Consider the following 25,217-nt stretch of genomic DNA (forward strand, 5'->3'; position numbering starts at 1 on the left):
TTTGCGGCTTTACCTGTTAATGCCCCACTCGCGCAACTCTTGTATTTCAAATGCGACTGTTTGTTGGGCATTCTCAGGCTTCCACAAACGGGTTGGATCGGATACATCCGGCTAAACAGGCAAAAAACAAAACCAAGAGGCGCGCATGTTACGATCCCTTTACGACTGGACAATGGGACTGGCTCAAAGCCGCTATGCCCTGCTTGCGCTTGGTATTGTCGCGTTTTTTGAAAGCTCTGTATTTCCGATCCCGCCAGACGTCTTGATGATCCCGATGATTATCGCCGCGCCAAAGCGGGCGTGGATCATTGCCAGTGTTGCGCTCGTTGGTTCTGTGCTCGGCGCGTTGCTTGGGTATTACATCGGCGCTGCATTGTTTGACTCAGTCGGACGGCCTGTTTTGGAATTTTATGGCAAAGACGCCTATTTCGGTGAATTCGCCACGCGCTATAACGAATATGGCGCATGGGCGGTGCTGATCGCGGGTGTAACCCCCTTCCCGTTCAAGGTTATCACGATATTGTCAGGAACAACGGGGCTGTCATTCCCTGTCTTTATCGTCGCCTCAATCATCGCGCGGGGCCTGCGTTTCTTTATTGTGGCGGCTCTTTTGCGTGCATTCGGCGAGCCAATCCGCGACTTTATAGAACGGCGATTGGGGCTTGTATTTATCGTCTTTTGCGTGCTCCTCTTTGGCGGATTCTATGCGGTAAAGGTTATGTAAATGACACGCCTCTTGCTTTTGATTGCGACGCTTGGCTCTGCGGCTCTGATGATTGGGGCGCTTGGCTTCCAGTACATCGGCGGGCTTGCGCCCTGCCCCATGTGCCTCTGGCAGCGGTATCCGCATGTGGTCGCAATTGTGCTTGGTGTTCTGGCCCTTTCGGGTGGTCCACGCATACTTGCACTGCTTGGTGGTCTGTCGGCCCTAACAACAGCAGGCATTGCGCTATTTCACACAGGTGTTGAGCGTGCGTGGTGGGAAGGCCCGTCTACATGCACCTCCGGCGCAATAGCAGAGCTCTCGCCTGAACAACTCATGGACCAGATTATGAACGCCCCTTTGGTGCGGTGTGATGAGGTAGCGTGGGAGTTCCTTGGCCTTTCAATGGCAAGCTGGAACGGCATTGCTTCGTTGGTACTGGCTGGTGTCTGGTTTGCTGCTTGGTTGCGCGGGTAGTTACTTCAAGCTGCGCGTGCGGCGCGATTTAAGCAGCAGGTTCGTTTCGCTGTTTTGAACGCCATCAATCCGGCGAATATCGGCAAGGATCGTATCGAGCGAGGCAAGGCTATCGGTGCCGATCTCTACGATCAAGTCCCATTTGCCATTGGTGGAATGAACTTCGCGAACAGCCGTGAGTCCGAGCAACCGATGTAAAATCCGATCAGTTCCCCGCCCCTCAATCGCCAGCATCATCAAGCCACGCACGGCATCAGTTTCCACGTCCTGACGTAGGCGTACGGTGAAACCGACGATCTCGCCGCTCTCTACCAACCGCTCAAGCCGCGATCGAACGGTGGTTCGCGAAACCCCCAAGTCATGCGCCAAATCGGATAGACCACGTCGTGCGTTTTGACGAAGTGCGCCAATGAGTTTCTTGTCCGTTTCGTCCATTTATGAGTTCCGTTATGTAAAACTACATCTCAAATTATCCGAATTTCAAGGTAAACGCGACTCGTTTTGGTGGTATTTTCGACAAAACATTAATTGTCTTGGGAATACTCAATGGAAAAGCAAACTTGCCATCTGATCGGTGCGCCTGTGGATTGCGGCAAGGCCCGACGTGGTTGTGTAATGGGGCCAGACGCGTTTCGCGTGGCTGGACTTGATCTCGCGCTCAAAGACCTCGGCCACGAGGTTGAAGATTGGGGTAACCTTGCCCCGCAAATCGGGCCAGAAGTCACAAGCAGCAACCCCGCCGTGCATGGGCTGACCGAAACGATTGGCTGGAGTGCGGCCATCCGTGAGGCTGGGCATGCTGCGGTTAAGAAAGGTACCCCAGTATTCCTTGGCGGCGATCACGCCATTTCGCTCGGAAGCGTTGCGGGCATAGCGGATTACGCACAAGAAGTCGGCCGCCCGCTTTTCCTACTCTGGCTCGATGCGCACACCGATATTCACACGCTCAACACCACCACAACCGGCAACCTCCACGGAACACCTGTGGCTTATGCGATGGGGCTAGATGGATTCGAAGGGTTTGCGCCGATGCCGAAGGTTCCCGGCGCGCATATCTGCTATATTGGCCTGCGCTCGGTTGACCCTGAAGAGCGCAAAGCCGTGGCCGAACATGGCCCGAAAGCCATCGATATGCGTTATATTGATGAGCACGGTATCGCAAAGCCTCTCGGGGATTTCCTGCGTAAAGTGGCGGCGATGAACGGGCTTCTACATGTCTCGCTTGATGTGGATTTCCTTGACCCTTCGATTGCCCCCGCCGTTGGCACAACTGTTCCTGGTGGAGCGACAATCCGCGAAGCGCATCTTGCCATGGAAATGATCTGCGACAGCGGCCTCATGACGTCACTCGATTTGGTCGAGTTGAACCCGTTTCTGGATGACCGTGGTCGCACAGCCGAAGTCATGGTGGACCTTACGGCCTCGCTCTTTGGTCGGCGCGTGTTTGACCGCGACACAGTTCGGATTTGAGGTCAGAAGATGAATAAAGTAGCGCAAACAATTGAAAATATGAGTAAAGGATCAATCATGACAACAGACGCACCGGCGCCATCCGATCTGGCATTCGTCCCCTTCGTGTCTGTTCAAAACATGATGCGATTGGTCCAGTCCATCGGTGTCGAAAGCTTTATCGAAGGGATTGCCGCCTATCTCGAAGAGGATTTCCGCAATTGGGAAGCCTTCGACAAGACCCCTCGGGTGGCAAGCCACTCTGCCGAAGGTGTGATTGAGCTTATGCCAACCAGCAATGGCGAGGTTTACGGCTTCAAATACGTCAACGGTCACCCGAAAAACACCCGTGAAGGCCTTCAAACCGTGACCGCATTTGGCCTTCTGGCGCAGGTGGATACAGGGTATCCAGTTCTGCTATCGGAAATGACGATGCTGACAGCCTTGCGCACAGCGGCAACCTCCGCGCTTGTGGCCAAGAACCTGATGCCAAAGGGAAGCCATACAATGGCAGTTATCGGGAACGGCGCGCAGAGTGAGTTCCAATGTCTTGCAATGAAAAAACTTTGCGGAATTCGCCGTGTGAAACTCTATGATATTGACCCCGCAGCCACCGCCAAAGCCGCGAAAAACCTTGAGGGTCAAGGACTTGAAGTCGTATCTTGCACCACAGCACAAGATGCAATCGAGGGCGCACAAATCCTCACCACCTGCACGGCCGACAAGCAATGCGCCACGATCCTAAGCGACAATATGGTCGGCGCGGGTGTGCACATCAACGCGATTGGTGGCGACTGCCCCGGAAAAACCGAGCTGCATGTCGATATTCTGAAACGTTCGGATATCTTCGTAGAATACCCGCCGCAAACCCGTATCGAAGGTGAAATTCAGGCCCTGCCCGATGATTACCCCGTCGAGGAAGTCTGGGAAGTGATTGCCGGCCGCAAGCAAGGCCGTACATCGGAAAGCCAGATCACCTTGTTTGATGGTGTGGGCTTTGCCATTGAGGATTTCTCGGCGCTGCGTTTCGTTCGCGACCGCATCAAAGGTACGCCATTCATGGAGCAGCTCGACATGCTCGCAGACCCGGATGATCCACGTGATCTCTTTGGTATGCTGCAACGTTCTTCTGGCGAGTGACCACGGCGTTTGGAATTGGCATGAAAAACCGGCCTAAAACCGGATAAAAAACCGCACAGCCATTGCACCCAAGATCATGGGGCGTGTATACTCGCGCTAACAAGATCTTGGGTACACTAAAACGAGCGGTATCAATACGTGAACGACACGCCAGAAACCCCCGAAAACGAAGAAGAAAACCTGCCCGAACGACCACAATACGACGGGCCGTCAATTTCAATCGCAGAGGAGATGAAAACCTCCTATCTCGATTACGCCATGAGCGTGATCGTGAGCCGCGCGATTCCGGACCTTCGAGACGGGTTGAAACCGGTGCATCGACGCATCCTTTATGCGATGTACGAGACCGGAAACACCCACGACAAAGCCTATCGTAAATCGGCCCGCCCTGTTGGCGATGTGATGGGTAAATACCACCCGCACGGCGATAGCGCGATTTATGACGCGCTCGTGCGGATGGCGCAGGATTTCTCGATGTCGCTGCCGCTTCTTGACGGTCAGGGCAACTTTGGTTCGATGGATGGCGATAATCCGGCGGCCATGCGCTATACCGAAGTTCGGATGGACAAGCCTGCTGGGTTTGTGCTGGCCGATATCGACAAGGATACTGTCGACTTCCAAGACAACTATGATGGCAAGGATAAGGAACCGAGCGTTCTGCCGAGCCGGTTCCCCAATATGCTCGTCAATGGCGCGGGCGGTATTGCCGTTGGTATGGCAACCAATATCCCGCCGCACAACCTTGGCGAGGTCATAGACGCAACTCTTGCGCTGATCGAAGATCCTGATCTGACCAGCGAGCAGTTGATCGAATACGTCCCTGGTCCTGATTTCCCAACGGGCGGCATTATGCTTGGCCGTTCCGGTGCGCGCAAAGCCTATCTTGAGGGGCGCGGCTCGGTGATCGTTCGGGCGAAAACCCGCGTTGAAGAGATTAGGAAAGACCGCTACGCCATTGTTATTGATGAGATTCCTTATCAGGTGAACAAGGCGGCGATGATTATGAAGATCGCCGAACAGGTCCGCGAGAAGAAGATCGAGGGTGTTACCCACGTTCAGGATGAAAGCGACCGTAATGGTGTTCGCGTTGTTGTGGAACTTAAGCGTGATGCAACGCCGGAAGTGGTACTGAACCAACTCTTCCGCTTTACACCGACACAGACCTATTTTGGCTGTAACATGCTTGCGCTGAACGGCGGACGCCCAGAAACACTCACTCTGCGCCGTTTCCTGACGTGTTTCCTTGATTTCCGCGAGGAAGTTGTTGCACGTCGTACCGCGTTTGAATTGCGCAAAGCACGAGAGCGCAGCCACGTGTTGTGTGGCCTTGCGGTTGCAGTTTCGAACGTGGACGAGATCGTGGCGACCATCCGTGGCTCTGCTGATCCTGCTGAAGCGCGTGAGAAGCTGATGACGCGTCGTTGGCCTGCGAAGGACATCCTTGAGTATATCGCGCTTATTGATGACCCAACCCACCGCGCCAATGATGACGGCACGTATAACCTGTCGGAAACACAGGCCCGCGCTATCCTTGAATTGCGCCTTCAGCGCCTGACAGCGATGGGTGTGAAAGAAGTTACCGACGAACTTCAAGAGTTGGCAGGTAAGATACGGGAATACCTAGATATTCTTGGAAGCCGTGAACGGATCATGGCGATCATTTCCGATGAGCTTCGTGAGGTCAAAGAACAATTCGCCGTTCCGCGCCGCACAGAGATCGTGGATTGGTCCGGTGATATGGACGACGAGGACCTGATCGAACAGGAAGACATGGTCGTGACCATCACCTCCGGCGGCTATATCAAACGAACACCACTTGCCGATTTCCGCGCGCAGCGCCGTGGCGGCAAGGGGCTGTCGGGCATGCAGACCAAGGAAGAGGATGTTGTTACCAACCTCTTTGTGGCCAACACGCATACACAACTTCTGTTCTTTACGACCGATGGTATGGCTTACAAGCTCAAAACGTGGCGCCTACCCCAAGGTGGCCGCACCAGCAAAGGCAAGGCGATCGTCAATATCCTGCCAATCCCGACAGGCGTTTCCATTGCGGCGATCATGCCGGTGGATGCACCCGAAGAGGAATGGGGCAACCTTCAGATCATGTTTGCCACGTCCAAAGGTACGGTGCGGCGCAACGCGCTTTCGGATTTCACCAATGTGAAGAGCAACGGCAAGATCGCCATGAAGTTCGAGGATGATTTTGCGGAGGCGTCGCTCGTCAACGCACGGATTTGTTCCGAGGATGAGGATGTGATGCTCGTGACCAACTCTGGCCGCGCAATCCGCTTCCCGACGACAGAAGTTCGTGTCTTCCAAAGCCGCGCCTCCACAGGTGTACGCGGTGTGAAGCTGAAGGATGGCGAAAAGGTCGTTTCGATGTCTGTTATCCGCCACTTCGAGGCCGAGCCGTGGGAGCGCACAGCCTTTATCAAACGTTACCGTGCCGAATTGGGTGCCGAAGATGAAGCGCTCGATGACGTCAGCGACGGTGACGAGGAAGAAGGCGAAGGCATCCTCACGGATGAGCGGTATCTGGAGATGCGCGATGCGCAGGATCTCATCCTGACGATCACGCAATCTGGTCTGGGTAAGCTCTCTTCCTCGCATGATTATCCGGTCCGTGGCCGTGGTGGTCAGGGCGTGAAGGCGATTTCCGCGGGTTCCCGCGGCGGCGCACTTGTTGCGAGCTTCCCTGTGGATATGGGCGATCAGATCATGCTCGCCACCTCCACTGGCCAATCCATCCGCTGCCCAATCGAAGGCATTTCTTTCCGGTCGCGTTCGGCTGGTGGTGTGAAGGTCTTTGACACTGGCAAAGGCGAAACTGTTGTTTCGGTTGCATGGATTGCTGAAAGCCAAGAAGACGAAGTAATTGACGCCGAGGTGATTTCCGACGCGGCGCCAGAAGGTGACAGCGGCGAAGAATGATCCGCTAAGCGCGCGAAAATAAATCAAAAGCCCCCGTTGACCACAAGTTGACGGGGGCTTTTTCGTGGGAGTTTTGACGTCTTTGGCGAATCCTTCCCCCTTTTCATTTCACCGCATCGGGGCTACATGCCACTCATGACAGAAAAACTTCATATCATCGGCGGCGGAATGGCCGGATCAGAGGCCGCATGGCAAGCCGCAGAGGCTGGCGTTGACGTGGTCATTCACGAAATGCGCCCCAAGGTCGAAACCTTCGCGCACCGTACAGGCAATCTTGCGGAAATGGTGTGCTCCAATTCCTTCCGTTCGGATGACGATGAGCAGAACGCGGTTGGCCTGTTGCATTGGGAAATGCGCAAGGCAAACGGGCTCATTATGGGCATGGCAGACAAGCACAAGCTCCCTGCGGGCGGCGCTCTGGCTGTTGATCGTGATCCGTTTGCGCAATCTGTAAACGATGCGCTCCACGCCCATCCGCGCGTGAGCGTTGAAGCTGGTGAGATCACAGAGCTGCCGAGCGATGGTCATTGGATTATCGCCACTGGTCCGCTGACCTCGCAGGGTTTGGGTAAAGCAATTCAAGCCGAAACCGGTGCAGATGCGCTGGCCTTTTTCGACGCCATCGCTCCTATCGTCTATACCGAGAGCATCAACATGGATGTCGCTTGGTTTCAGAGCCGGTATGACAAGGGTGAAACCGAAGAAGAGCGCACGGCCTATCTCAACTGTCCGATGTCAAAAGAGCAGTATGAAGCCTTCATCGACGCGCTTTTGGCTGCGGATAAGACAGAGTTTCACGAGGGCGAAACAGCTGGCTATTTTGATGGCTGCTTGCCGATTGAAGTAATGGCCGAACGCGGCCGCGATACATTGCGATTTGGCCCCATGAAGCCCGTGGGCCTGACCAATGCTCATGATCCAGAGAACAAGCCCTATGCTGTGGTGCAACTGCGTCGCGACAATGCGCTTGGCACGCTGCTTAATATTGTCGGCTTCCAGACGAAGATGAAATACGGAGCGCAGACCGAAGTTCTTCGGATGATCCCCGGACTTGAAGAGGCGAGTTTTGCCCGCCTTGGCGGTATCCACCGCAACACGTTTATCAACTCTCCTACATTACTTGATGCCGAGATGCGTTTGAAATCAAAGCCGAATATTCGGTTCGCAGGACAAATCACCGGTGTCGAAGGCTATGTAGAGAGCGCGGCCATGGGCCTGCTCGCGGGGCGTTTCGCAGCGGCGGAAATCCTTGGCAAACCAGTGCCTGATTTACCGCAGGATACGGCCATGGGTGCGCTTGTCCATCACATCACAGGTGGTGCAGATGCCAAGACCTTCCAGCCGATGAACGTTAACTTTGGGCTGTTCCGCCCAGTTGATGGATTAAAATCTGGCCGTCGGGGGCGCAAAGACCGCTACAAAGCCTATACAGATCGCGCAAAAACCGCGTGGTGTGACTGGCTTGGGATTGAAGCGCCGGCTCCGAAACAAGAAGCGGAGGACGCATGAATTACGTCCTCGCCATACTTCTCCCGCCTCTGTCGATCATGATCGCCGGACGTCCGATCCTTGGCATCATTACGTTCCTGATCTGGGTTCCGGCGCTTATCTTTTCTGGCGGCTTGACCCATCCGATGTTTATCATTTTGGCATGGCTCCTGATCCATCAAGGCGCAGTCTCGCGCGAGCGATGATCACCCGTTTCGCCCCCTCGCCAACTGGCCCACTGCACCTTGGCCATGCCTTTTCGGCACTCTGTGCGTTTGACATGGTACAGGCGGCGGGCGGAACCTTCCTACTGCGGATCGAAGACATCGACCAATCCCGCGCCAAACCCGAATGGGAACAACAAATTTACGACGATCTGGCGTGGCTTGGCCTAAGCTGGCCCCTGCCCGTTTTGCGTCAATCGGACAATCTCGCCACGTATCGAGACGGGTTAGACCGTTTAGCCGCTCTTGGGCTGCTATACCCCTGTTCCTGTACCCGCCAAGATATCAAGCAGGCCGCCTCCGCTCCACAGGAAGGCGCGCCGATGTTTGGGCCAGATGGACTTATCTATCCTGGAACCTGCCGCGGCCGTGAATTTTCAGAGCGGAAAGAGACTGATGCTCTACGCCTTGATATGGCGAAAGCCGTTGCGTTTCTTGAGCAAGGTGAACTCGTTTATTACGAAACAGGTGACGGAACTCGTCAGAAAATTCGCCTAGACACAGCAAGGCTTTCGGAAACCGTTGGCGACATCGTTTTGGCGCGTCGGGATATGGGAACGTCTTATCACCTTTCTGTTGTGCTTGATGACGCGGCACAAGAAATCACCCATGTCGTGCGTGGCGCCGACCTTGCCGAAGCCACGCAAATCCATGTTTTGCTGCAACATTTGCTCGGTTTGCCGATACCCGAGTATCACCACCACCGTTTAATTCGTGATGAAGCTGGCAAACGCCTCGCCAAACGCGACGACGCCCGCGCCATTGCCAAATACCGAGCCGAAGGCGCAACTCCCGCCGACATTCGCACGATAGTTGGGCTTTAAGATACGAACTAGGCGATTGGTTTCATCAATTCGCGCTCGGTTCCGTCAATAACCGAAGTATAGAAACAAGACCGACGCATGGTATGACACGCCGCGCCCTCCTGCTCTATCACCAGCAACAAACAGTCACGGTCGCAGTCCACCCGCATATCCAGCAGCTTTTGTGTATGACCGGACGTTTCCCCTTTGATCCAAAAGGCCTGTCGCGACCGCGACCAATAGGTCACGCGCTTTGTTTCCAGCGTCTGCGCCACGGCCTCTGCGTTCATCCACGCCATCATCAAGACTTCGCCGGATGTGTCCTGTGCAATCGCCGGAATCAGCCCTTGATCGTTATAAGTCAGGCTCGCGGGATCAAATTTCATGGTTCATACCTTGTACTTGCTTCGCTGCACCGCTTATCTAAGACATAACACGCCGAATAAACACCACTGAAATGCCCTAGCCACCGCAAGGACCGGATATGACAACACCAAGCCCCGAAACCGATCTGGTCAAGCTCTATTCGGCCCGTATTCTTGCATTGGCCGCAGATATCGGCCTGACGGATCGGCTCGATGCCCCTGATGCCACCGCAAAAAAGCGAGCGCCCCTTTGCGGATCCACGGTGACTGTCGATCTAAAGCTTGATGGCGATACGATTACGGCTTTTGGCCAAGACGTTAAAGCCTGTGCGCTTGGACAAGCATCGGCCGCTGTCTTGGCGCAATCGGTGATCGGCAGCAAAGTTTCGGACGTGCGCGAGGCGCGTGATGCGCTCAAGGATATGCTGAAGAATGAAGGCCCTGCCCCCACAGGCAGGTTCGAAGAGCTCAAGGTGCTTTTGCCCGCACGGGACTACAAAAACCGCCACGCTTCCATTCTGCTCGCCTTCGAAGCCACCCTCGAAGCTGCGGAGACAGCCAAAGCACAAGACACGGCTTAACACTTACGCAAGCAATTGGCGGTAACACTGGCCCAACTTGAGAGGGAGCCGCCAATGATACCTGCGCCAGATTTCACCGATTCCATGCCCGCAGACGCGCGGCTCAGCCAGATTGCCGAATGCGCGTCGGGTCTTGGATTTGAAATCGTCGATATTGCGGGGTTTCTTGACCAGATTGACGAAAAGTCGAAAGAACAACTCGCGGCCCTTAACCAAGTTCGATCCGGAGCCGCGCGTGTTCAAGAAGCCAACACCGCCGTCAGCTCGGCTGTGGAAACCGTTTCCAACTCCACCTCCCAGATGATCGCCGATGTCGAAACCTCGATGAAGGATCTTCGCATCGCGAACGAACAAACCCAATCGGTTGCCCACTGGGTACAGGACATTGACCGTCGAATGACCTCGGTTGAGAATACCCTGACTGCCGTGCAGGAGAACAACGACGAAATCGCCCAGATCGCCAGTCAGGTGAACATTCTCGCCATCAACGCAAAGATCGAAGCGGCCCGCGCGGGCGAATCCGGGCGTGGCTTCGCTGTGGTTGCGGAGGCCATAAACGAGTTGTCGCGCAAAACTGCGCGCGCTGCCGAAGAAATATCAGAGAACATCACGGCGCTTTCCGGTTCCGTCGGGGCGCTGAAGTCAGAAGCCGCTGAGGTTTCGGGCACAGCAAGTGATGTCATTGCCGAGGCCGCCAATACGGACTCGACGCTCTCTGGGATATTTGAATCCGTCAAAGCAACGCATCAACAGGCTGAAAAAATCGCTACCCACGCAAGCGCTGTGCGCGACGCAGGAGCGGCTTTCATTCCTGGATTTCAAAACATCGGCCAAACCATCGAAGAAACTGCCCATGGTATCCACGACACCCGTGGCCGGGTGCATGGCCTGATCGACCGATCCGAGACCATGGTTCAACTTTCGACTGAACTTGGTGGCGCAACCGACGACCGGGAATTCATCGAGTTTGTGAAGGCGACAGCAGCTAAAATAAACGCTCGTATTGAGAAAGGGCTGCACAATGGAGAGATAAGCCATTCAGAACTGTTCTCTCGCAATTACAGCGCAATCCCGAACACGGATCCGCAACAACTCCTCGCACCATTCACACATTTCATGGACAACATTCTTCCCGCAATTCAGGAAGAAGCACTCAATTTCTCAGATAAAGTCGTCTTCTGTGCCTGCGTAGATCAGAACGGATACCTTCCGACCCACAATAAGAAATTTTCACATCCTCAATCTGCTGACCCTGTCTGGAATTTGGCGAACTGCCGAAATCGTAGAGTCTTTGACGACCGTGTTGGTTTGAAATCCGGCAGAAACACAGAACCATTCCTGCTTCAAGTCTATCGTAGAGAAATGGGCGGCGGTGAGTTTGTTCTTATGAAAGACCTATCCGCGCCGATCATCATCAATGGTGAACACTGGGGCGGGTTACGCCTTGCCTATCGCGGATAAAAAATGCCGCCACCTCGGGACAGGTGGCGGCAGTAAAACCCGATGTGTTTTGTGATAAATCCGGAAGAGGTATTCTCAGATTTCAGCAACAGGCAGTGGCATATGGGGTATCACTTTGGGGACAAGATACTCAAAAGCCAAAACACTCGGGCGGGCAACTAGGCAAAAACGGGCAGAAACAATGACGCCATCAAAATTACAACCAGTGCTGTAAGTCCGATGAAATCCTGAACCAATGTTCCGGATGATCGTGAGATAACGCTGCGAACTTCCTTAATCATCTTTCTCTCCCATCTTTGTTTACACTTTGTTCTCATATTATTTACGCTTCGTAAAGAACTTTTTGAGAACATTTGTGAACAAAACGGCATTTTCGGAGAGAGATTTGAGCTAACCTATTGATAATAAACCAATTGCGCGATCTTGTTCCATTAACCAAAGAAGAACGCGTGCCGCCCGCCCGCGCGGGCTTTCAAGCGTGGGGTCTTTTGAAAGTAGGTTACGGGCGTCTTTTTGCGCCGTTTCCATCAAACCGGCTTGCCGCTCCAAGTTCGCAATACGAAAACGCGGCAGACCTGATTGCGCTGTACCGATCATGTCCCCTGCTCCGCGGATCGCTAGATCTTCCTCGGCAATTTTGAACCCATCTTCGGTTTCACGCAGAATTTCTAATCGCCGCCGCCCCGTTTCCGAAAGCGGCGGTTGATACATTAGCAAGCAAGTTGACTTTTCAGAGCCTCGTCCAACACGGCCACGCAACTGGTGCAATTGCGCCAATCCAAAACTTTCCGCCCGCTCAATGACCATGATACTTGCCGAAGGAACATTCACTCCGACTTCAATAACTGTTGTCGCAACAAGAACTTTCTTTTGACCGGACACAAACTCCGCCATTGCAGCATCTTTTTGTGCGGGCGGCATTTGCCCATGCACTAAGGTGACAACGTCCTCACCCAAATCGGCGCGTAACCGTTTAAACCTCTCTTCCGCCGCGGTCATATCAACCACTTCGCTTTCCTCAACGAGCGGGCAAACCCAATAGCACTGCTTCCCCTCCGCGACGGCGGCTTTCAACTTCGAGACAACTTCATCAAGCCGACCAGATGACACCATAACCGTCGAAACTGGCTTCCGTCCCGCTGGCTTTTCATCAAGAATTGAAACGTCCAAATCACCATACTGAGACAAAGCAAGGCTGCGTGGAATTGGCGTCGCCGTCATGACAAGCACATCAGATTTCGCACCTTTGGCACCAAGTTTCGCGCGTTGCGCAACACCAAAACGATGCTGTTCGTCGACAACCGCTAGGCGCAAATCTGAAAATTCCACATCATCCTGAAACACGGCGTGTGTACCAACCAAGATGTCGATCTCGCCTGATTTCAAACGATCAAGCTTGTTTTTGCGATCAGACGAGCGATCTCGTCCGGTCAATAATTCCGCTTGAACATCGATACCTGTTAACAATTCGCCGAGTGCTTCGGCGTGTTGGCGAGCAAGAATCTCTGTCGGGGCCATCATGACCGCCTGCCCGCCTGCCTCGACAATCGTTAACATGGCGGCCAATGCCACAAGGGTTTTCCCCGCTCCAACATCGCCTTGTAATAACCGGTTCATCCGCAAAGGTGCCGCAAGATCTTCGTTGATTTCCTTTATCGCGCGTGTCTGAGCTTGTGTTGGCGGAAAACCGAAATTCCTTAGAACCTGCTCATACAATGCTCCGGTCCCTCGCGAAGAAATTCCGGTTTTCTTTTTTGAAACCTGACGGGCGAGTGCGAGTGTTAACTGATGCGCAAACAATTCATCATAGGCTAGTCGAAGGCGATCCAATGTCTCTGAACTAAGGTCGTCTTGCGACTCTGGAGCATGAACCTTTTGAATCGCAGACTGCCAACTTGGCCACCCCCGTTCGGACAAAAGTCCTGGGTCTATCCATTCGTCGAGGTGCACAGCGGCCTCGACTGCTCCGCCAACCGCTTTGCGAACAAGTTTTTGCGTTATCCCTGCCGTTAGCGGATAGACAGGTTCAAACTTCGGAATGTCTTCGATCTTATCTGTGGGAACCACCAAGTCAGGGTGCGAAATCTGTGGTGATCCGTCGAATATTTCCAGTTTTCCTGAAACCACCCGCTCCTTACCGACCGGAAGCAGTTTCTCCAGGTAATCTGGGTGCGCATGGAAAAACACCAACTGAAATTGGCAATGTTTGTCACGCACGAAAACACGATACGGGCCGCCACGTCTTTGCGGCGCTTGATGTGAAAGCGTTTCAACGACAACGGTGACGGTGTGATTGGGCAACGCATCTTTGACTGTTTCCTGCAAAGATCGATCAATCCCTGAATGCGGCAACAGGAACAGGAGATCTTTCGGTTTTTCGACCTGTAATTGCTTGAAGTTTGACGCAGATTTTGGTCCCACGCCGGGGAGCTTCTGCAAATCTGCGAATAAGGGGAAAAGAACTTCCGGCCGCGAGCTCATGCGTCGCCTATCAGAGCAAGCCAGTCATCTTCGCTGATTGTCTCGATCCCGAGGTCTGCCGCTTTTTTTGCCTTTGAGCCTGCTCCAGGGCCAGCAACAAGTAGGTCGGTCTTCCCAGAAACACTTCCTGAAACCTTTGCTCCAAGCGACTCTGCTCTGGCTTTAGCCTCGGATCGGGTCATCTTTTCTAGCGATCCTGTAAAGACAATCGTTTTGCCTTGCACGGCGCTATTTCCCGTATCTGCAATTTCGACAGGTATCGGATTGAGAAACGAAACAAGCCTTTCGATCTCAGCCCGTTCTTTATCATTCTTGAATGTCTCAATAAGCGATTCCGCAAGAACATGCCCAATCCCGTCAATCGACAAGAGGTCTTCCCATTCTGCTCCGTCGCCGACATTTGCGCTGGTAACGGCGTCGAAAAAGGTGCCCCAATTCTTGTAGTGGCGCGCGATCAGGTTCGCGGAATTTTCACCGATATGTCGAATGCCCAAACCAAAGATCAATTTGCCCAACGGAATTTCACGTTTCTCGTCGATCGCTGCGAATAGTTTGGAGGCAGATTTCTCTCCCCACCCTTCGCGATTTCGAAGCTGTTGAAGTCCTTCTGAGAAGCGTTCTTTCAACGTGAAAATGTCAGCCGGTGAAGAAATCCAACCATCATTATAGAATTGCTCCACCTGCTTCGCGCCAAGCCCTTCGATATCGAACGCAGAACGCGAGACGAAATGTTTCAATTTTTCAACGGCTTGGGCGGGACAGATTAATCCTCCCGTGCAGCGCCTAACAGAATCGCCTTCTTCGCGAACCGCCGGTGATTTGCAATCGGGGCATTCGGTTGGGAATTGATATGGGACAGCGGATTCGGGACGTTTCCCAAGATCAACATCGCTCACTTTTGGAATGACATCGCCGGCACGATAGACCTGAACCCAATCCCCTTCGCGCAGGTCTTTGCCGCCGCGGATCTCTTCACCGGAGTTCCCGCGTCCGGCGATGTAATCTTCGTTGTGAAGCGTCGCGTTACTGACGACGACTCCACCAACGGTTACGGGCGTTAAGCGAGCAACAGGTGACAGCGCTCCGGTTCTTCCAACTTGGATTTCGATTTTCTCGAGATGTGTCCAGGCGAGTTCAGCAGGGAATTTATGTGCGATGGCCCAACGCGGTGTGGTTGAACGAAACCCCAGCCGGTTTTGATAAGCGAGATCATTAACCTTATAAACCACGCCATCGATATCATAATCCAGATCGGCACGCGCCTGTTCGATCACACGGTAATGATCAATGAGTTCCTGAGAATTGCGAAGCACTTTGGTAAATGGATTAACATCAAATTTCAGACTCTTTAGTCGCTCGATCGCTTCCATCTGAGTAACCGCCAGCGGTTCGGATGTTTCACCCCATGCATAAGCAAAGAACATTAAAGGGCGGGACGCAGTGATCGACGAATCCAATTGTCGTAAGGAACCAGCCGCAGCATTGCGCGGGTTGGCGAACAGTTTCTCGCCTAATTTGTCTTGTTGTTTGTTGAGCGCTTCGAAATCCCGATGGCTCATGTAAACCTCGCCACGGACTTCGAGCACTTCGGGGGCGTCGGTTAAGCTTTTGGGGATATTTGAAATTGTCTTGGCATTTTCGGTGACGTTTTCCCCGATCTCGCCATCTCCGCGCGTGGCGGCATAGACCAACTCTCCGTTTTCGTAGCGAAGCGAAAGAGACAGGCCGTCAATTTTGGGCTCTGCGGTAAATTCTAGAGGCTGCTTTTCCAGGCCAAGGAATTTGCGGATACGCTCCTCAAAAGCAAAAACATCTTCATCCGAGAACGCATTGGCAAGAGAAAGCATGCGCTGGCGGTGCTTGATTTTTCCGAAACCGTCTCTTGGCGCGGCGCCAACTTGTTCGGTAGGGCTGCTTTCAAGTTTGAGGTCAGGAAAACGCTCTTCAATCTCAAGATTACGTTTCTTTAGCCTATCATAGTCCGCGTCACTCATCTGAGGAGCGTCTTCACCATGATAGTCGATATTAGCTTTCGCCAGTATCTTGGCGAGCCGTTGAAGCTCGATTTGCGCTTCTTCGCGCGACAGGTCGTGTGGAGCTTTTTCCGTCATCCGGTCCTCTCTGAAAGTAAGCTCAAATTAAGGGCCTACCCCAGAGAGTCCAGAGGAGAGAGCGAGAAAGCAATGCGTTTTTTAGGCGCCGACGGCGAGTGGCTCCTTCATGCTGGCTTCTTCCGGGTCACGAAGTACATATCCACGGCCCCACACCGTCTCGATATAATTGGTCCCGTCAGTCGCCTCGGAGAGTTTTTTGCGAAGTTTACAGATAAACACGTCAATAATTTTGAGTTCGGGTTCATCCATGCCGCCATAAAGGTGATTTAGGAACATTTCCTTGGTTAGGGTTGTTCCCTTCCGCAAGGACAACAATTCAAGCATCTGGTATTCTTTGCCAGTTAGGTGAACCGTTTTTCCGTCAACATCGACCGTTTTTGCGTCAAGGTTGACTGAGATTTTCCCAGTTTTAATAATGGATTGGCTGTGGCCTTTGGAGCGGCGGATGATTGCATGGATACGCGCAACCAGCTCTTCACGATGGAATGGCTTCGTCATGTAGTCATCCGCGCCGAATCCGAAACCCTTGATCTTGTTTTCGGTATCATCCGCGCCAGACAAAATGAGGATTGGCGTATCAATCCGCGCGAGGCGCAGCTGTCGCAACACTTCGTGACCGTTCATATCGGGCAAGTTTAGATCCAATAGGATCAGGTCGTAATCATAAAGCTTTGCAAGATCGACCCCTTCTTCTCCGAGGTCGGTGCAATACACATTCAGGTTTGCGTGGGTCAGCATCATTTCGATGCTTTTTGATGTTGTTGGATCGTCTTCTACCAAGAGGACTCGCATTTTAAATCTCCGCTATTTTTCCTTCTCACAAGTGGACCATGACCAAAATTGGTTAACCACAAGTTACCATTGCAGAAACTTAGCTAAATACAACCTAAAGTTGTCTATACTTTTGCAAAGTCGTGGATTTTAGGGCGGATTCTCCGTGTTGTTCGATTGCAGCGCACCAAGAATCGAACTCCTCTTCGCTTAATCCATATTTTGAAAGTGCTTCTTTTAATGGAATTAAACCGTGCAAAACGCCCCGTACGACGGCAGCTTTTCGACTTGCGACCCATCGTCGGGTGTTGGCGGGCGGCAGGTCTGCACGCGATAAAACACTTCCATCCGGTAGGGTTACGGCTCTTGGACCCTCTACTTTTTTCAAAAACATGCGATTCCCCTCGTATTTTCCGGTGTTCAATCTGAGCAAACACCCTTAAGGGAGGGTGAAAACGCCCCCTTGTTAGTAATTAGCATTTTCCTATATTCTGCTGGACTTCTTGAAGTGGAACGACACATGGCTCTTGACAACACACCGCCGCTTAACTCGCTAGGCTTTGCGAAACCGCCCGCAGAAACACGGGTTGTGGTTGCGATGTCTGGTGGCGTGGACAGCTCTGTTGTAGCGGCAATGCTCGCAGATGAAGGCTATGACGTGGTTGGCGTTACGCTTCAGCTTTACGATCACGGCGCGGCTTTGGCCAAAAAAGGGGCATGTTGCGCGGGCGTGGACATCCACGATGCGCGCCGCGTGGCCGAGGAAATGGGCTTTCCGCATTACGTGCTGGATTATGAGAACATTTTCCAAGATGCCGTAATCAACGAGTTTGCCGATTCATACCTTGCTGGCGCAACTCCTGTGCCGTGTATCCGATGCAACGAGCGTGTGAAGTTTAAAGATTTGCTTGAAACGGCCAAAGACCTTGATGCCGACTGCATGGCCACGGGGCATTATATCCAGCGTAAAATGGGCGCGAATGGGCCAGAGCTTCATAGTGCTGCCGATTCAAACCGTGACCAAAGTTATTTCCTGTTCTCGACAACCGAAGAACAGCTTGAATACCTGCGCTTTCCACTTGGGCATTTGCCGAGCAAGGATGAAACCCGCAAGCTTGCCTCGAAATACGGGCTGGTTGTGGCGGATAAGCCGGACAGCCAGGATATTTGTTTCGTGCCGAACGGGAACTACGCCAGCGTTATCGAAAAGCTGCGCCCTGAGGCCGCTGATCCAGGACAGATTGTTGATCTGGAAGGCAACGTACTGGGCGAACATAAAGGTGTGATCCACTATACAATCGGCCAACGCCGCGGGCTTGGCATTGGTGGTTTGGCTGATCCGCTTTACGTTGTGAAACTAGACGCGGATAAGAAGCAAGTGGTCGTGGGGCCAAAAACGGCACTGGCCACACGGACTATTCCGGTTCGTGAAATCAACTGGCTTCATGACGCACCCATGACCAGCCGTGAGGAATGGCATCTTTCGGTTCGTGTTCGCTCAACACGCCCGCCGCGCGAAGCGATCTTGCGTCCGATCTCGGAAACAGAAGCGACTGTCGAATTGCTATCACCAGAAGAAGGCGTGTCTCCAGGACAGGCCTGCGTGTTCTACGATACAGAGAGCACACGAATTTTCGGTGGCGGTTGGATTTGGCGCGGGTACTAGGCGTTTGATTTAAGGCGCGAGACAGCATCAACGACGGATTGCGCAGCCCGCAAACCCGGATCAGTCCCCTCGCCCAATCGTTTCATCGCAAGCTCCATCGCCGCGCGCTGTTTGTCTGGTGCAAGCCAAGTTTCAACGACGGCATTTGCTATCGGTTCTGGTTGGCAGTCTTTGCCCAGAAACTCCGGCACATCACGCCGTTCACTCACCAAATTGACCAAGGTGACCGTATCAACCTTGAGCATGCGTGCGATGAGCATTCGGCTGAACCAATTCATGTCATAAGCGATGACCATTGGCGTTCTCGCTGCTGCAAGCTCAAGCGATACGGTGCCGGACGCCGCGATTGCCACATCTGCCGCGACAAAAGCCGCCCTCTTGTCTGCAATTGTCTCTGCGGATGTTTCCAGCAGAATTGGCGCAATTGTATCTGGCCAGTGGGCAACCACCTGCTCAACGATTGGCAACTTGCCGTTAGCCACAGGAAGTACAACGCGGGCGTTGGGAATATCCGCGACTGACCGTGCAAGAGCCTCACCCAATACCGGGCCAAGCCGCTCGATTTCGCCGCGCCGTGATCCAGGCAAGGCAAGGATCAGCGGAGCATCTGATGCAATACCCTGCGCGGTACGGAATGCCTCGGCCTCTTCGAAACTGGCCTGTGGTTCGGCAACAATTGGATGGCCGACAAAATCACAGCTCATCCCTGCAGCTTGCATCAACGGCGGCTCAAACGGCAAAAGCGCGAGCACATGGTCGATCACCTTGGCCATTTTAGCCGCGCGCCCCTCGCGCCATGCCCAGACACTCGGCGCAACATAATGAACTGTCGGAATATTGCGCGCGGCTTTAACGATCGCCGCAACGCGCAGGCAGAAATCGGGACTGTCGATTGAGACGATTACATCCGGTTCCCATGCCAAAGCGTCCTCGGCCACTTCACGGATACGGCGCTTGAGGTGCCGATATTTTGGCAGCACTTCGGCTATCCCCATCACCGAAAGCTCGCTCATATCAAAGAGTGAACCCATACCTTCGGCTTGCATCTGTGGGCCGGCAACGCCGCGAAACTCCACTTCTGGCACCAAAGTTTTCAGCCCCACCATCAAGGCCGCGCCAAGCTTGTCGCCCGACTGTTCTCCGGCAATCAGAAAAACCTTCACGGGCCCGCCTCCCCAAAGAGGAAAATGCCATAATCCTCGGAAAGACGCAGAACTTCGTCGCGCTCGACAATCATCACTTTGCCCGCCTGAACGCAAATCCCCGCCAGACCAGCCAGATGCGCCATCTTGAGCGTCTGCGGCCCGATCACAGGCATATCCACCCGCAACTCTTGCCCCCGCTTGGCGCGTTTGAGCAGAATGCCGGACCTTTCAAGATCGGAACGTGCCACAAAGCGCAGCATCTCGTCGGTGCCTTGAATGGTTTCGATCCCGTGGCACAACCCGTTGGCAACCACGCAGCCTTGCCCCACATCAACATCTGCGAGCGCTTCAAGGATTGCGCCTGCGCGCGCGAGGTCCTGCAAAGATTGCTCATCTGGCTCAGAGCCGGAGATCACACCCAATGTTGCAAGAAGGGTTGGTTCAACATCATGAGCGCCAACAATTGCGAACCCTTCAGCCTCAAACACTTCAATCACCAGCCGAAGGAGCGCATCATCGCCCCCTTTCATCGCCGCCAGAATGCGCGGTGCGAGACGGATCATCGTCGCGTCAAACCGCAATGGATTGAGCGCAGGACGCGCAAGACCGCCAGCAAAAACAACGCGTGTCACGCCCTCTTTATGAAGGCGCTTAAACAGGCGGCCGAGCTTTTCAAAGCTGGCGGTATAGGCCGTTTCAAAATCAATCGGGGCGCCTTTGAACGAAACCGTAAAGGCATCCGGATCAGACTTCGCGAGCGTAGCAGGCAATTGACCTCCGCCAGCGAGAATGGCCAAACGGCCCGCAGTGGCGGCATGTTCAGTGTCGGAGACAGTTTTGGCTCCTGTGATTTTGCCCGCCTCGCTCATTTAGCTTGGCGTCAAAAATCCACGGTCGCTTTCGCCCAAGACAAAGCGCGTGATTTCCTGAACATAGGGGCTGTCGCTTTCCTCGGCCAAACGCTCAGCTCGGTCTTGAAAGGCGCCTTCGCCCTGTCGCAACATTTGAAGTGCTGCACGCAGCGCGGAAATATCAGCGCGCGACACGCCTCTGCGCTTGAGCCCCACGAGATTTAGCCCGTCAAGCTCGCCACGCGGCCCCTGTACAAGACCATGAGGAATAACATCATTCGTCACCATGGTGACCGCACCGATGATCGCGCCGGTGCCGATCCGCACCCATTGATGGATGCCAGAAAGACCACCGATGATCACGTTGTCTTCGATTTCGCAATGCCCTGCGAGAGCGGCTTGGTTGGCGAGGATGACATGATTGCCGACCGTGGTGTCATGGCCAACATGCGCCCCAGTCATAAACAGACAATCATCGCCCACGCGCGTGACACCACCACCACCTTTGGTACCGGTGTTCATGGTTGCGCCTTCGCGGATCGAATTGCGTTTTCCGACGATCAGGCGGGTTTCCTCGCCCTCGAACTTAAGGTCCTGCGGAATCTCACCGATTGAAGCAAAGGAAAACACCTCGGTCTCGTCACCGATCTCGGTTAAGCCGGTAATAACCACGTGGCTTTTGACGATAACCCCTGTGCCAAGCGTAACCTTTGGCCCGATAACAGAGAATGGCCCGATCCGGCACTTGGGGCCGATGACCGCGCCCTCTTCGATAACCGCGCTCGGGTGAATCTCTGCGGATGGGTCAATGCTCAAGGATTAGTCCTCACCTTGCAGATCGATCATCGCTTTGAACTCGGCTTCGGCAACAACCTTGCCGTCGACTTTGGCTTCGCCATGGAACAGCCAGATCATGCCGCGCGCCTTTTTCACCGTAACGTGCAATTCCAGTACATCACCAGGAACAACCTTTTGGCGGAACTTGGCGTTATCAACGGACATGAAATAAACCAACAAGGGCTTATCCACCATCTCCAGCCACAACCCGACGAGAACCGCAGCCGATTGCGCCATAGATTCAATGATCGTGACACCCGGCATAATCGGCGCACCCGGGAAGTGACCCTGAAAATGCGGCTCGTTATAGGTGACGTTCTTGATTCCGACGGCGCTTTTGCCCGGATCCACATCAACCACTTTGTCGATCAACAGGAAGGGATAACGGTGCGGAATGATCCGCTGAATAATATCCAGATCGGCTTCGGTCATGTGTTTGGACTGCATGGGGTCTCCTCTCGCACCGCGAAAAATGTTTTCCCTGAGTATCAAGCGAGGTGCAGCGCATCAATAGGCGTTGCATGATTCCTCTTAAATCAGGCGTGTTTCAAAACGTATATTTGATGAATTTTCGTTATTCAGAGCCGTCGCCAAGTATTTGATCTACAAGGCGGATTGCATCGTCTGTGATATTGATATCTGGCGAAGGCAACAAGACAACCCGAGAATCAAGAATGCCGGCCGCGCCCCGCTCTTTCAGGATGGCCTGAAGAACTGGAACAATGGCACGGGCAAAGTTGTTGCGCGCCACTTCTTCCTGCTCTCCCAGTTCTTGAAGCTTACGGTCTTGGGCCGCGCGGATGGCTTGAACCTTCTCGTCAAATGCATCGGCACGGCGGCGAAACTCGTCAGGCTCCATATTGCTGCGGTTCTGCGCAAGCTCGTTTTCCTCGGCTTCTAGGTCCTGCGTTAGGGTGCTGTTTTCCGATTGTAACGCACGGGCTTGCTCCTGCAATTCCTCAAGCGCGCGTTTCCCATAGGCCGATTCAAAGAACAGTCGATCCTGATTGAGAATAACAAACCCTGCCCCGTTAACGCCGCCGCCTGCAACAGCCGCATTTAAAGGCGTCCCCGTCGAAAACTCGATCGGGCGAAAACCCTGTGCTGGCGCAGTTTCGGGAGCGTTTGCTTCCTCCTCGGGGCTGCTCGCAAGTGCGTCAACCTGTTCGGTGGTTTGCAAAGAAGTCTCGTCCGTTTCTTGCGCCTGAGCAAAGACGAACGAAGGTATTGACGACAGGAAAACGCAAAGCGCGGCCCCCGTTAGGAAACCGCGACATGCCGTATTAAGCTGAAACATCTTAGAACTCTGTCGAGATCGTGAATTCGAACTGTTGTTCCTTGTCATAGCTTTCTTTCTGCAACGCCTTGGTGAAGTTAAAGCGCAAAGGACCAATTGGCGTGTCCCAATAGAGCGCGAAACCGACCACAGATCGTAGGCGCATGGAATCATCCACGGTACAGTCAGCAACCGGACAAGCGCCGTTGGCAGGACCACCGTTTGTATCATCCAAGGACCAAACCGAGCCTACATCAAGGAACACACCGCCTGAAATCCCGTATTCCTCAGGAATACCAATCGGGAAGTCCGCTTCAAGACGCATCACAGCATACATGTTACCGCCCAAGGCGTCTTCGTTCGGCACATTGAGATCACGAGGGCCGATACCGTAGCTTTCAAAGCCACGCATCACATTGGTGCCCATGTAAAAGCGATCGACAACCTTCGTGCTGCCGCCGTCGAAGACACCGATGGCGCCACCTTCTGCAACGGCGCGAATAGTGATGAGATCGTTAAAGATGGTTGTTTGCATCCCAACAAGTGCAGTGGATCGTACAAATGGATTAACGTCGTTCAGGCCGAAATCCTGACCGAAGCGAGCAACGAAGCTGAGGTCTTCGTCAATTTTGCTGCGGCGTGTATCGAAGGTATAATAGTAACCGATGCTGTTATCGCGACGGCGGCCTTCGTCTTTCACGATGATCCGCGAGCTGTTATCGCGGTCCACGTCATACACATCTGTATTCTCATACTCATAGTTCAGCCGCACACGGCCACGGTCGCTCACGGGGAAGTCGAGATACGGCCGGAATTTACCTGTTGTTGTCTTATAAAACAGGTTGTTGTTTTGGTTGTTCACATAGCTCAGATCAAGCCCGAAACCGAGTTCACGGCTAAAGATGCTTGGTTCATAGAAGCTGAACCGATAGCTGTTCTGTTGAGATGCCGTACTGATACCAAGTCCAAGACGCTGCCCACGACCAAGGAAGTTCCGTTGGTCATAGGTCGCGTTGATACCGAAGCCGTCGTTGGTGCTATAGGCAAGGCCAAGCCCCAATGTACCAGTCGTTGTTTCCTCAACATCAACATCGACAATAACGCGATCCGGGCTACTGCCCTCACGGGTGCTGACGTCAGTTGTTGCGAAGTAACCAAGCGCTTCGATGCGTTCCTGAGCCTGCTGAATTTCACGCGGGTTGTAAGGGTCTCCCTCTACGGTGCGGAATTCGCGACGGATCACACGGTCAAGCGTTGTTGTGTTGCCTTCGATGTCGATCCGCTCCACGAACACACGTGGACCACGAACAAGCGCAAGCTGGATATCAAGCGTGCGATTGCGGCTGTTGCGTGTAATACGAGGCTCAACCCGCACGAAGGAATATCCCTTCTTAAGTGCGAGATTTTCCATGCGTGTCACAGATGCTTCAACCGTCAATGGCGAGTAAACCTTGCCTGAACGCAAACGGTTCTGTCTCTGAAAATCGGCTGGATCTGCTTCCGGAATTTCCGACACAACAGAGACTCTGCCTACTCGGAATTGCTGACCTTCACGAATGCGGAACGTCAGGAAGACGCCATCGCGCTCTTGGGCAAGCTCGCTCGTTACAGATAGTGTCTGGAAATCAATATAACCGTTGTCGTTGTAGAATTCCTTGAGGATCTGCTTGTCAAACTCGATGCGGTCGGCAACGAAAGTGTCTGCTTGAACGAAGGTCCGAAGCAAGCCGGCTTGCTTTGTCTCCAAAACACGACGCAGGCGACGGTCTGAATAGGCACGGTTGCCAAGGAAGCTCAAGCGCTCAATCTCAACGGTTTTGCCTTCTGTCACTTCAAAGACAAGGTCAACGCGGTTGTCAGAACGGCGGATGATCTTTGGAGTCACTGTTGCAGCAAGTCGCCCAGAAACCTCATAGGCCTCGGTGATCGAGAACGCATCCTGCTCCGCCAATGTGGGGTTGTACACAAGGCGCGGTTGCGAACGGACCACTTCAAGCAGCACGTCATCTTTGAGGCGCTTGTTGCCTTCGATGTTGATCTGATTGATTGTCGGCCATTCCCGAACCTGAACACGAAGCGTGTTCCCCTGTGGCGTAATCTCCACAGTTTCGAACAGACCTGAGCGCACGAGCCGCTGGTAACCGTCGTTCAACTCGCTGGTTGAGACCGGCTTTCCGCGCTCGATTCCCAGATAACTGATCACGGTGGCCTGATCTACACGGATCGCTCCGTCGATCTGCACGTTGCTGAAAGTGTAGTTTTGCGCCTGTGCTGCCGTTGGTGCAACGGTGTAAACAACTGATACGCACAGAAAAACTAAAGCTGCAAAACGTCGCATCCAAGCTGAAATCGCCTGTCCTGCGCCGCTCTTGGCGTGTGTCCCCACAGCCGCAACAAATCCGCTCATTGGCCCCCGTCCATTTTTTATGTTTTTTACTATGAACCTGACTTAGC

The 25,217-nt window shown here is 53.6% G+C and carries 24 protein-coding genes; 11 read left to right on the forward strand and 13 right to left on the reverse strand.

The genetic code is table 11. The features are described 5' to 3' along the window. Positions 1 to 145: 145 nt before the first annotated feature. Complete coding sequence (locus OU789_RS06780; protein ID WP_263953149.1) at positions 146 to 724, forward strand: YqaA family protein; 579 nt, start codon at positions 146 to 148, stop codon at positions 722 to 724. Beyond that, a complete protein-coding gene (locus tag OU789_RS06785; RefSeq protein WP_274654358.1) occupies positions 725 to 1,180 on the forward strand; it encodes a disulfide bond formation protein B in 456 nt (151 codons plus the stop codon). Here the strand turns inward: OU789_RS06785 and OU789_RS06790 are convergent, their stop codons facing one another. Continuing rightward, positions 1,181 to 1,615 carry an Lrp/AsnC family transcriptional regulator gene (locus OU789_RS06790; RefSeq protein ID WP_263953147.1) on the reverse strand — a complete coding sequence of 145 codons (435 nt, stop codon included), beginning with the start codon at positions 1,613 to 1,615 and terminating at the stop codon, positions 1,181 to 1,183. Between the two features lie 111 nt (positions 1,616 to 1,726). Here OU789_RS06790 and rocF point away from each other — a divergent pair, with 111 nt between their 5' ends. The 6 genes from rocF (at position 1,727) to gluQRS (ending at position 9,236) form a co-directional block, all read left to right on the forward strand. Next, positions 1,727 to 2,650: an arginase gene (gene rocF, locus OU789_RS06795; RefSeq protein WP_274654361.1), complete on the forward strand. Its 924-nt coding sequence runs from the start codon at positions 1,727 to 1,729 to the stop codon at positions 2,648 to 2,650. 57 nt (positions 2,651 to 2,707) lie between these two features. Continuing rightward, entirely contained in the window at positions 2,708 to 3,769 is a 1,062-nt protein-coding gene (locus tag OU789_RS06800; RefSeq protein ID WP_263953301.1) for an ornithine cyclodeaminase, read from the forward strand. Between the two features lie 138 nt (positions 3,770 to 3,907). Beyond that, positions 3,908 to 6,700 carry a DNA gyrase subunit A gene (gene gyrA / locus OU789_RS06805; RefSeq protein ID WP_274654364.1) on the forward strand — a complete coding sequence of 931 codons (2,793 nt, stop codon included), beginning with the start codon at positions 3,908 to 3,910 and terminating at the stop codon, positions 6,698 to 6,700. Between the two features lie 135 nt (positions 6,701 to 6,835). Beyond that, a complete protein-coding gene (trmFO, locus tag OU789_RS06810; RefSeq protein ID WP_274654366.1) occupies positions 6,836 to 8,209 on the forward strand; it encodes a methylenetetrahydrofolate--tRNA-(uracil(54)-C(5))-methyltransferase (FADH(2)-oxidizing) TrmFO in 1,374 nt (457 codons plus the stop codon). Further along, positions 8,206 to 8,394, forward strand: coding sequence for a hypothetical protein (locus tag OU789_RS06815; protein WP_274654368.1), 189 nt, complete (start codon positions 8,206 to 8,208; stop codon positions 8,392 to 8,394). The genes trmFO and OU789_RS06815 overlap by 4 nt, the downstream gene beginning before the upstream one ends. Then, entirely contained in the window at positions 8,391 to 9,236 is an 846-nt protein-coding gene (gene gluQRS, locus OU789_RS06820) for a tRNA glutamyl-Q(34) synthetase GluQRS (RefSeq protein ID WP_274654370.1), read from the forward strand. Before OU789_RS06815 ends, gluQRS begins: the two co-directional genes overlap by 4 nt. Before the next feature lie 8 nt (positions 9,237 to 9,244). On the opposite strand, the gene hisI is transcribed toward gluQRS, so the two are convergent. Next, positions 9,245 to 9,601, reverse strand: coding sequence for a phosphoribosyl-AMP cyclohydrolase (gene hisI / locus OU789_RS06825; RefSeq protein WP_263953141.1), 357 nt, complete (start codon positions 9,599 to 9,601; stop codon positions 9,245 to 9,247). Between the two features lie 98 nt (positions 9,602 to 9,699). Between hisI and OU789_RS06830 the strand changes: the two genes are divergently transcribed. Continuing rightward, positions 9,700 to 10,161 (forward strand): iron-sulfur cluster assembly scaffold protein, encoded by a 462-nt coding sequence (locus tag OU789_RS06830; RefSeq protein ID WP_274654372.1) that lies wholly within the window; start codon positions 9,700 to 9,702, stop codon positions 10,159 to 10,161. 54 nt (positions 10,162 to 10,215) lie between these two features. Then, positions 10,216 to 11,622, forward strand: a complete 1,407-nt coding sequence (locus OU789_RS06835) for a methyl-accepting chemotaxis protein (RefSeq protein ID WP_274654374.1) — start codon at positions 10,216 to 10,218, stop codon at positions 11,620 to 11,622. Between the two features lie 158 nt (positions 11,623 to 11,780). Here OU789_RS06835 and OU789_RS06840 read toward each other — a convergent pair whose 3' ends face one another. From OU789_RS06840 to sciP, 5 genes are all read right to left on the reverse strand, one after another. Then, positions 11,781 to 11,903 (reverse strand): hypothetical protein, encoded by a 123-nt coding sequence (locus OU789_RS06840; RefSeq protein ID WP_263953138.1) that lies wholly within the window; start codon positions 11,901 to 11,903, stop codon positions 11,781 to 11,783. A gap of 109 nt (positions 11,904 to 12,012) precedes the next feature. Continuing rightward, positions 12,013 to 14,103: an ATP-dependent DNA helicase RecG gene (recG, locus tag OU789_RS06845; protein ID WP_274654377.1), complete on the reverse strand. Its 2,091-nt coding sequence runs from the start codon at positions 14,101 to 14,103 to the stop codon at positions 12,013 to 12,015. Then, positions 14,100 to 16,214: an NAD-dependent DNA ligase LigA gene (gene ligA / locus OU789_RS06850; protein ID WP_274654379.1), complete on the reverse strand. Its 2,115-nt coding sequence runs from the start codon at positions 16,212 to 16,214 to the stop codon at positions 14,100 to 14,102. The genes recG and ligA overlap by 4 nt, the downstream gene beginning before the upstream one ends. Positions 16,215 to 16,295: 81 nt before the next feature. Beyond that, entirely contained in the window at positions 16,296 to 17,009 is a 714-nt protein-coding gene (gene ctrA, locus OU789_RS06855; RefSeq protein WP_263953135.1) for a response regulator transcription factor CtrA, read from the reverse strand. A 94-nt stretch (positions 17,010 to 17,103) separates the two neighbouring features. Then, positions 17,104 to 17,382, reverse strand: coding sequence for a CtrA inhibitor SciP (sciP, locus tag OU789_RS06860; RefSeq protein ID WP_263953134.1), 279 nt, complete (start codon positions 17,380 to 17,382; stop codon positions 17,104 to 17,106). 126 nt (positions 17,383 to 17,508) lie between these two features. Between sciP and mnmA the strand changes: the two genes are divergently transcribed. Continuing rightward, positions 17,509 to 18,654, forward strand: coding sequence for a tRNA 2-thiouridine(34) synthase MnmA (gene mnmA / locus OU789_RS06865; RefSeq protein WP_274654381.1), 1,146 nt, complete (start codon positions 17,509 to 17,511; stop codon positions 18,652 to 18,654). Here the strand turns inward: mnmA and lpxB are convergent. From lpxB to bamA, 6 genes are all read right to left on the reverse strand, one after another. Then, complete coding sequence (lpxB, locus tag OU789_RS06870; RefSeq protein WP_274654383.1) at positions 18,651 to 19,817, reverse strand: lipid-A-disaccharide synthase; 1,167 nt, start codon at positions 19,815 to 19,817, stop codon at positions 18,651 to 18,653. The two genes, mnmA and lpxB, sit on opposite strands and share 4 nt — an antisense overlap. Beyond that, on the reverse strand, positions 19,814 to 20,668 hold the full coding sequence (locus tag OU789_RS06875; protein ID WP_274654385.1) for an LpxI family protein: 855 nt from the start codon (positions 20,666 to 20,668) through the stop codon (positions 19,814 to 19,816). Before OU789_RS06875 ends, lpxB begins: the two co-directional genes overlap by 4 nt. Further along, the gene (gene lpxA, locus OU789_RS06880; protein WP_263953130.1) at positions 20,669 to 21,466 is read right to left on the reverse strand and encodes an acyl-ACP--UDP-N-acetylglucosamine O-acyltransferase; all 798 of its coding nucleotides are present in this window, start codon (positions 21,464 to 21,466) and stop codon (positions 20,669 to 20,671) included. It lies immediately after the preceding gene. A gap of 3 nt (positions 21,467 to 21,469) precedes the next feature. After that, positions 21,470 to 21,934 carry a 3-hydroxyacyl-ACP dehydratase FabZ gene (gene fabZ / locus OU789_RS06885; RefSeq protein WP_263953129.1) on the reverse strand — a complete coding sequence of 155 codons (465 nt, stop codon included), beginning with the start codon at positions 21,932 to 21,934 and terminating at the stop codon, positions 21,470 to 21,472. A gap of 127 nt (positions 21,935 to 22,061) precedes the next feature. Further along, complete coding sequence (locus tag OU789_RS06890; RefSeq protein WP_274654388.1) at positions 22,062 to 22,784, reverse strand: OmpH family outer membrane protein; 723 nt, start codon at positions 22,782 to 22,784, stop codon at positions 22,062 to 22,064. Position 22,785: 1 nt separating this feature from the next. Continuing rightward, positions 22,786 to 25,170: an outer membrane protein assembly factor BamA gene (bamA, locus tag OU789_RS06895; RefSeq protein WP_274654390.1), complete on the reverse strand. Its 2,385-nt coding sequence runs from the start codon at positions 25,168 to 25,170 to the stop codon at positions 22,786 to 22,788. Between the last annotated feature and the right edge of the window lie 47 nt (positions 25,171 to 25,217).

The organism is Halocynthiibacter sp. C4 (genome assembly GCF_028823805.1).
Taxonomy (GTDB): domain Bacteria; phylum Pseudomonadota; class Alphaproteobacteria; order Rhodobacterales; family Rhodobacteraceae; genus Falsihalocynthiibacter; species Falsihalocynthiibacter halioticoli.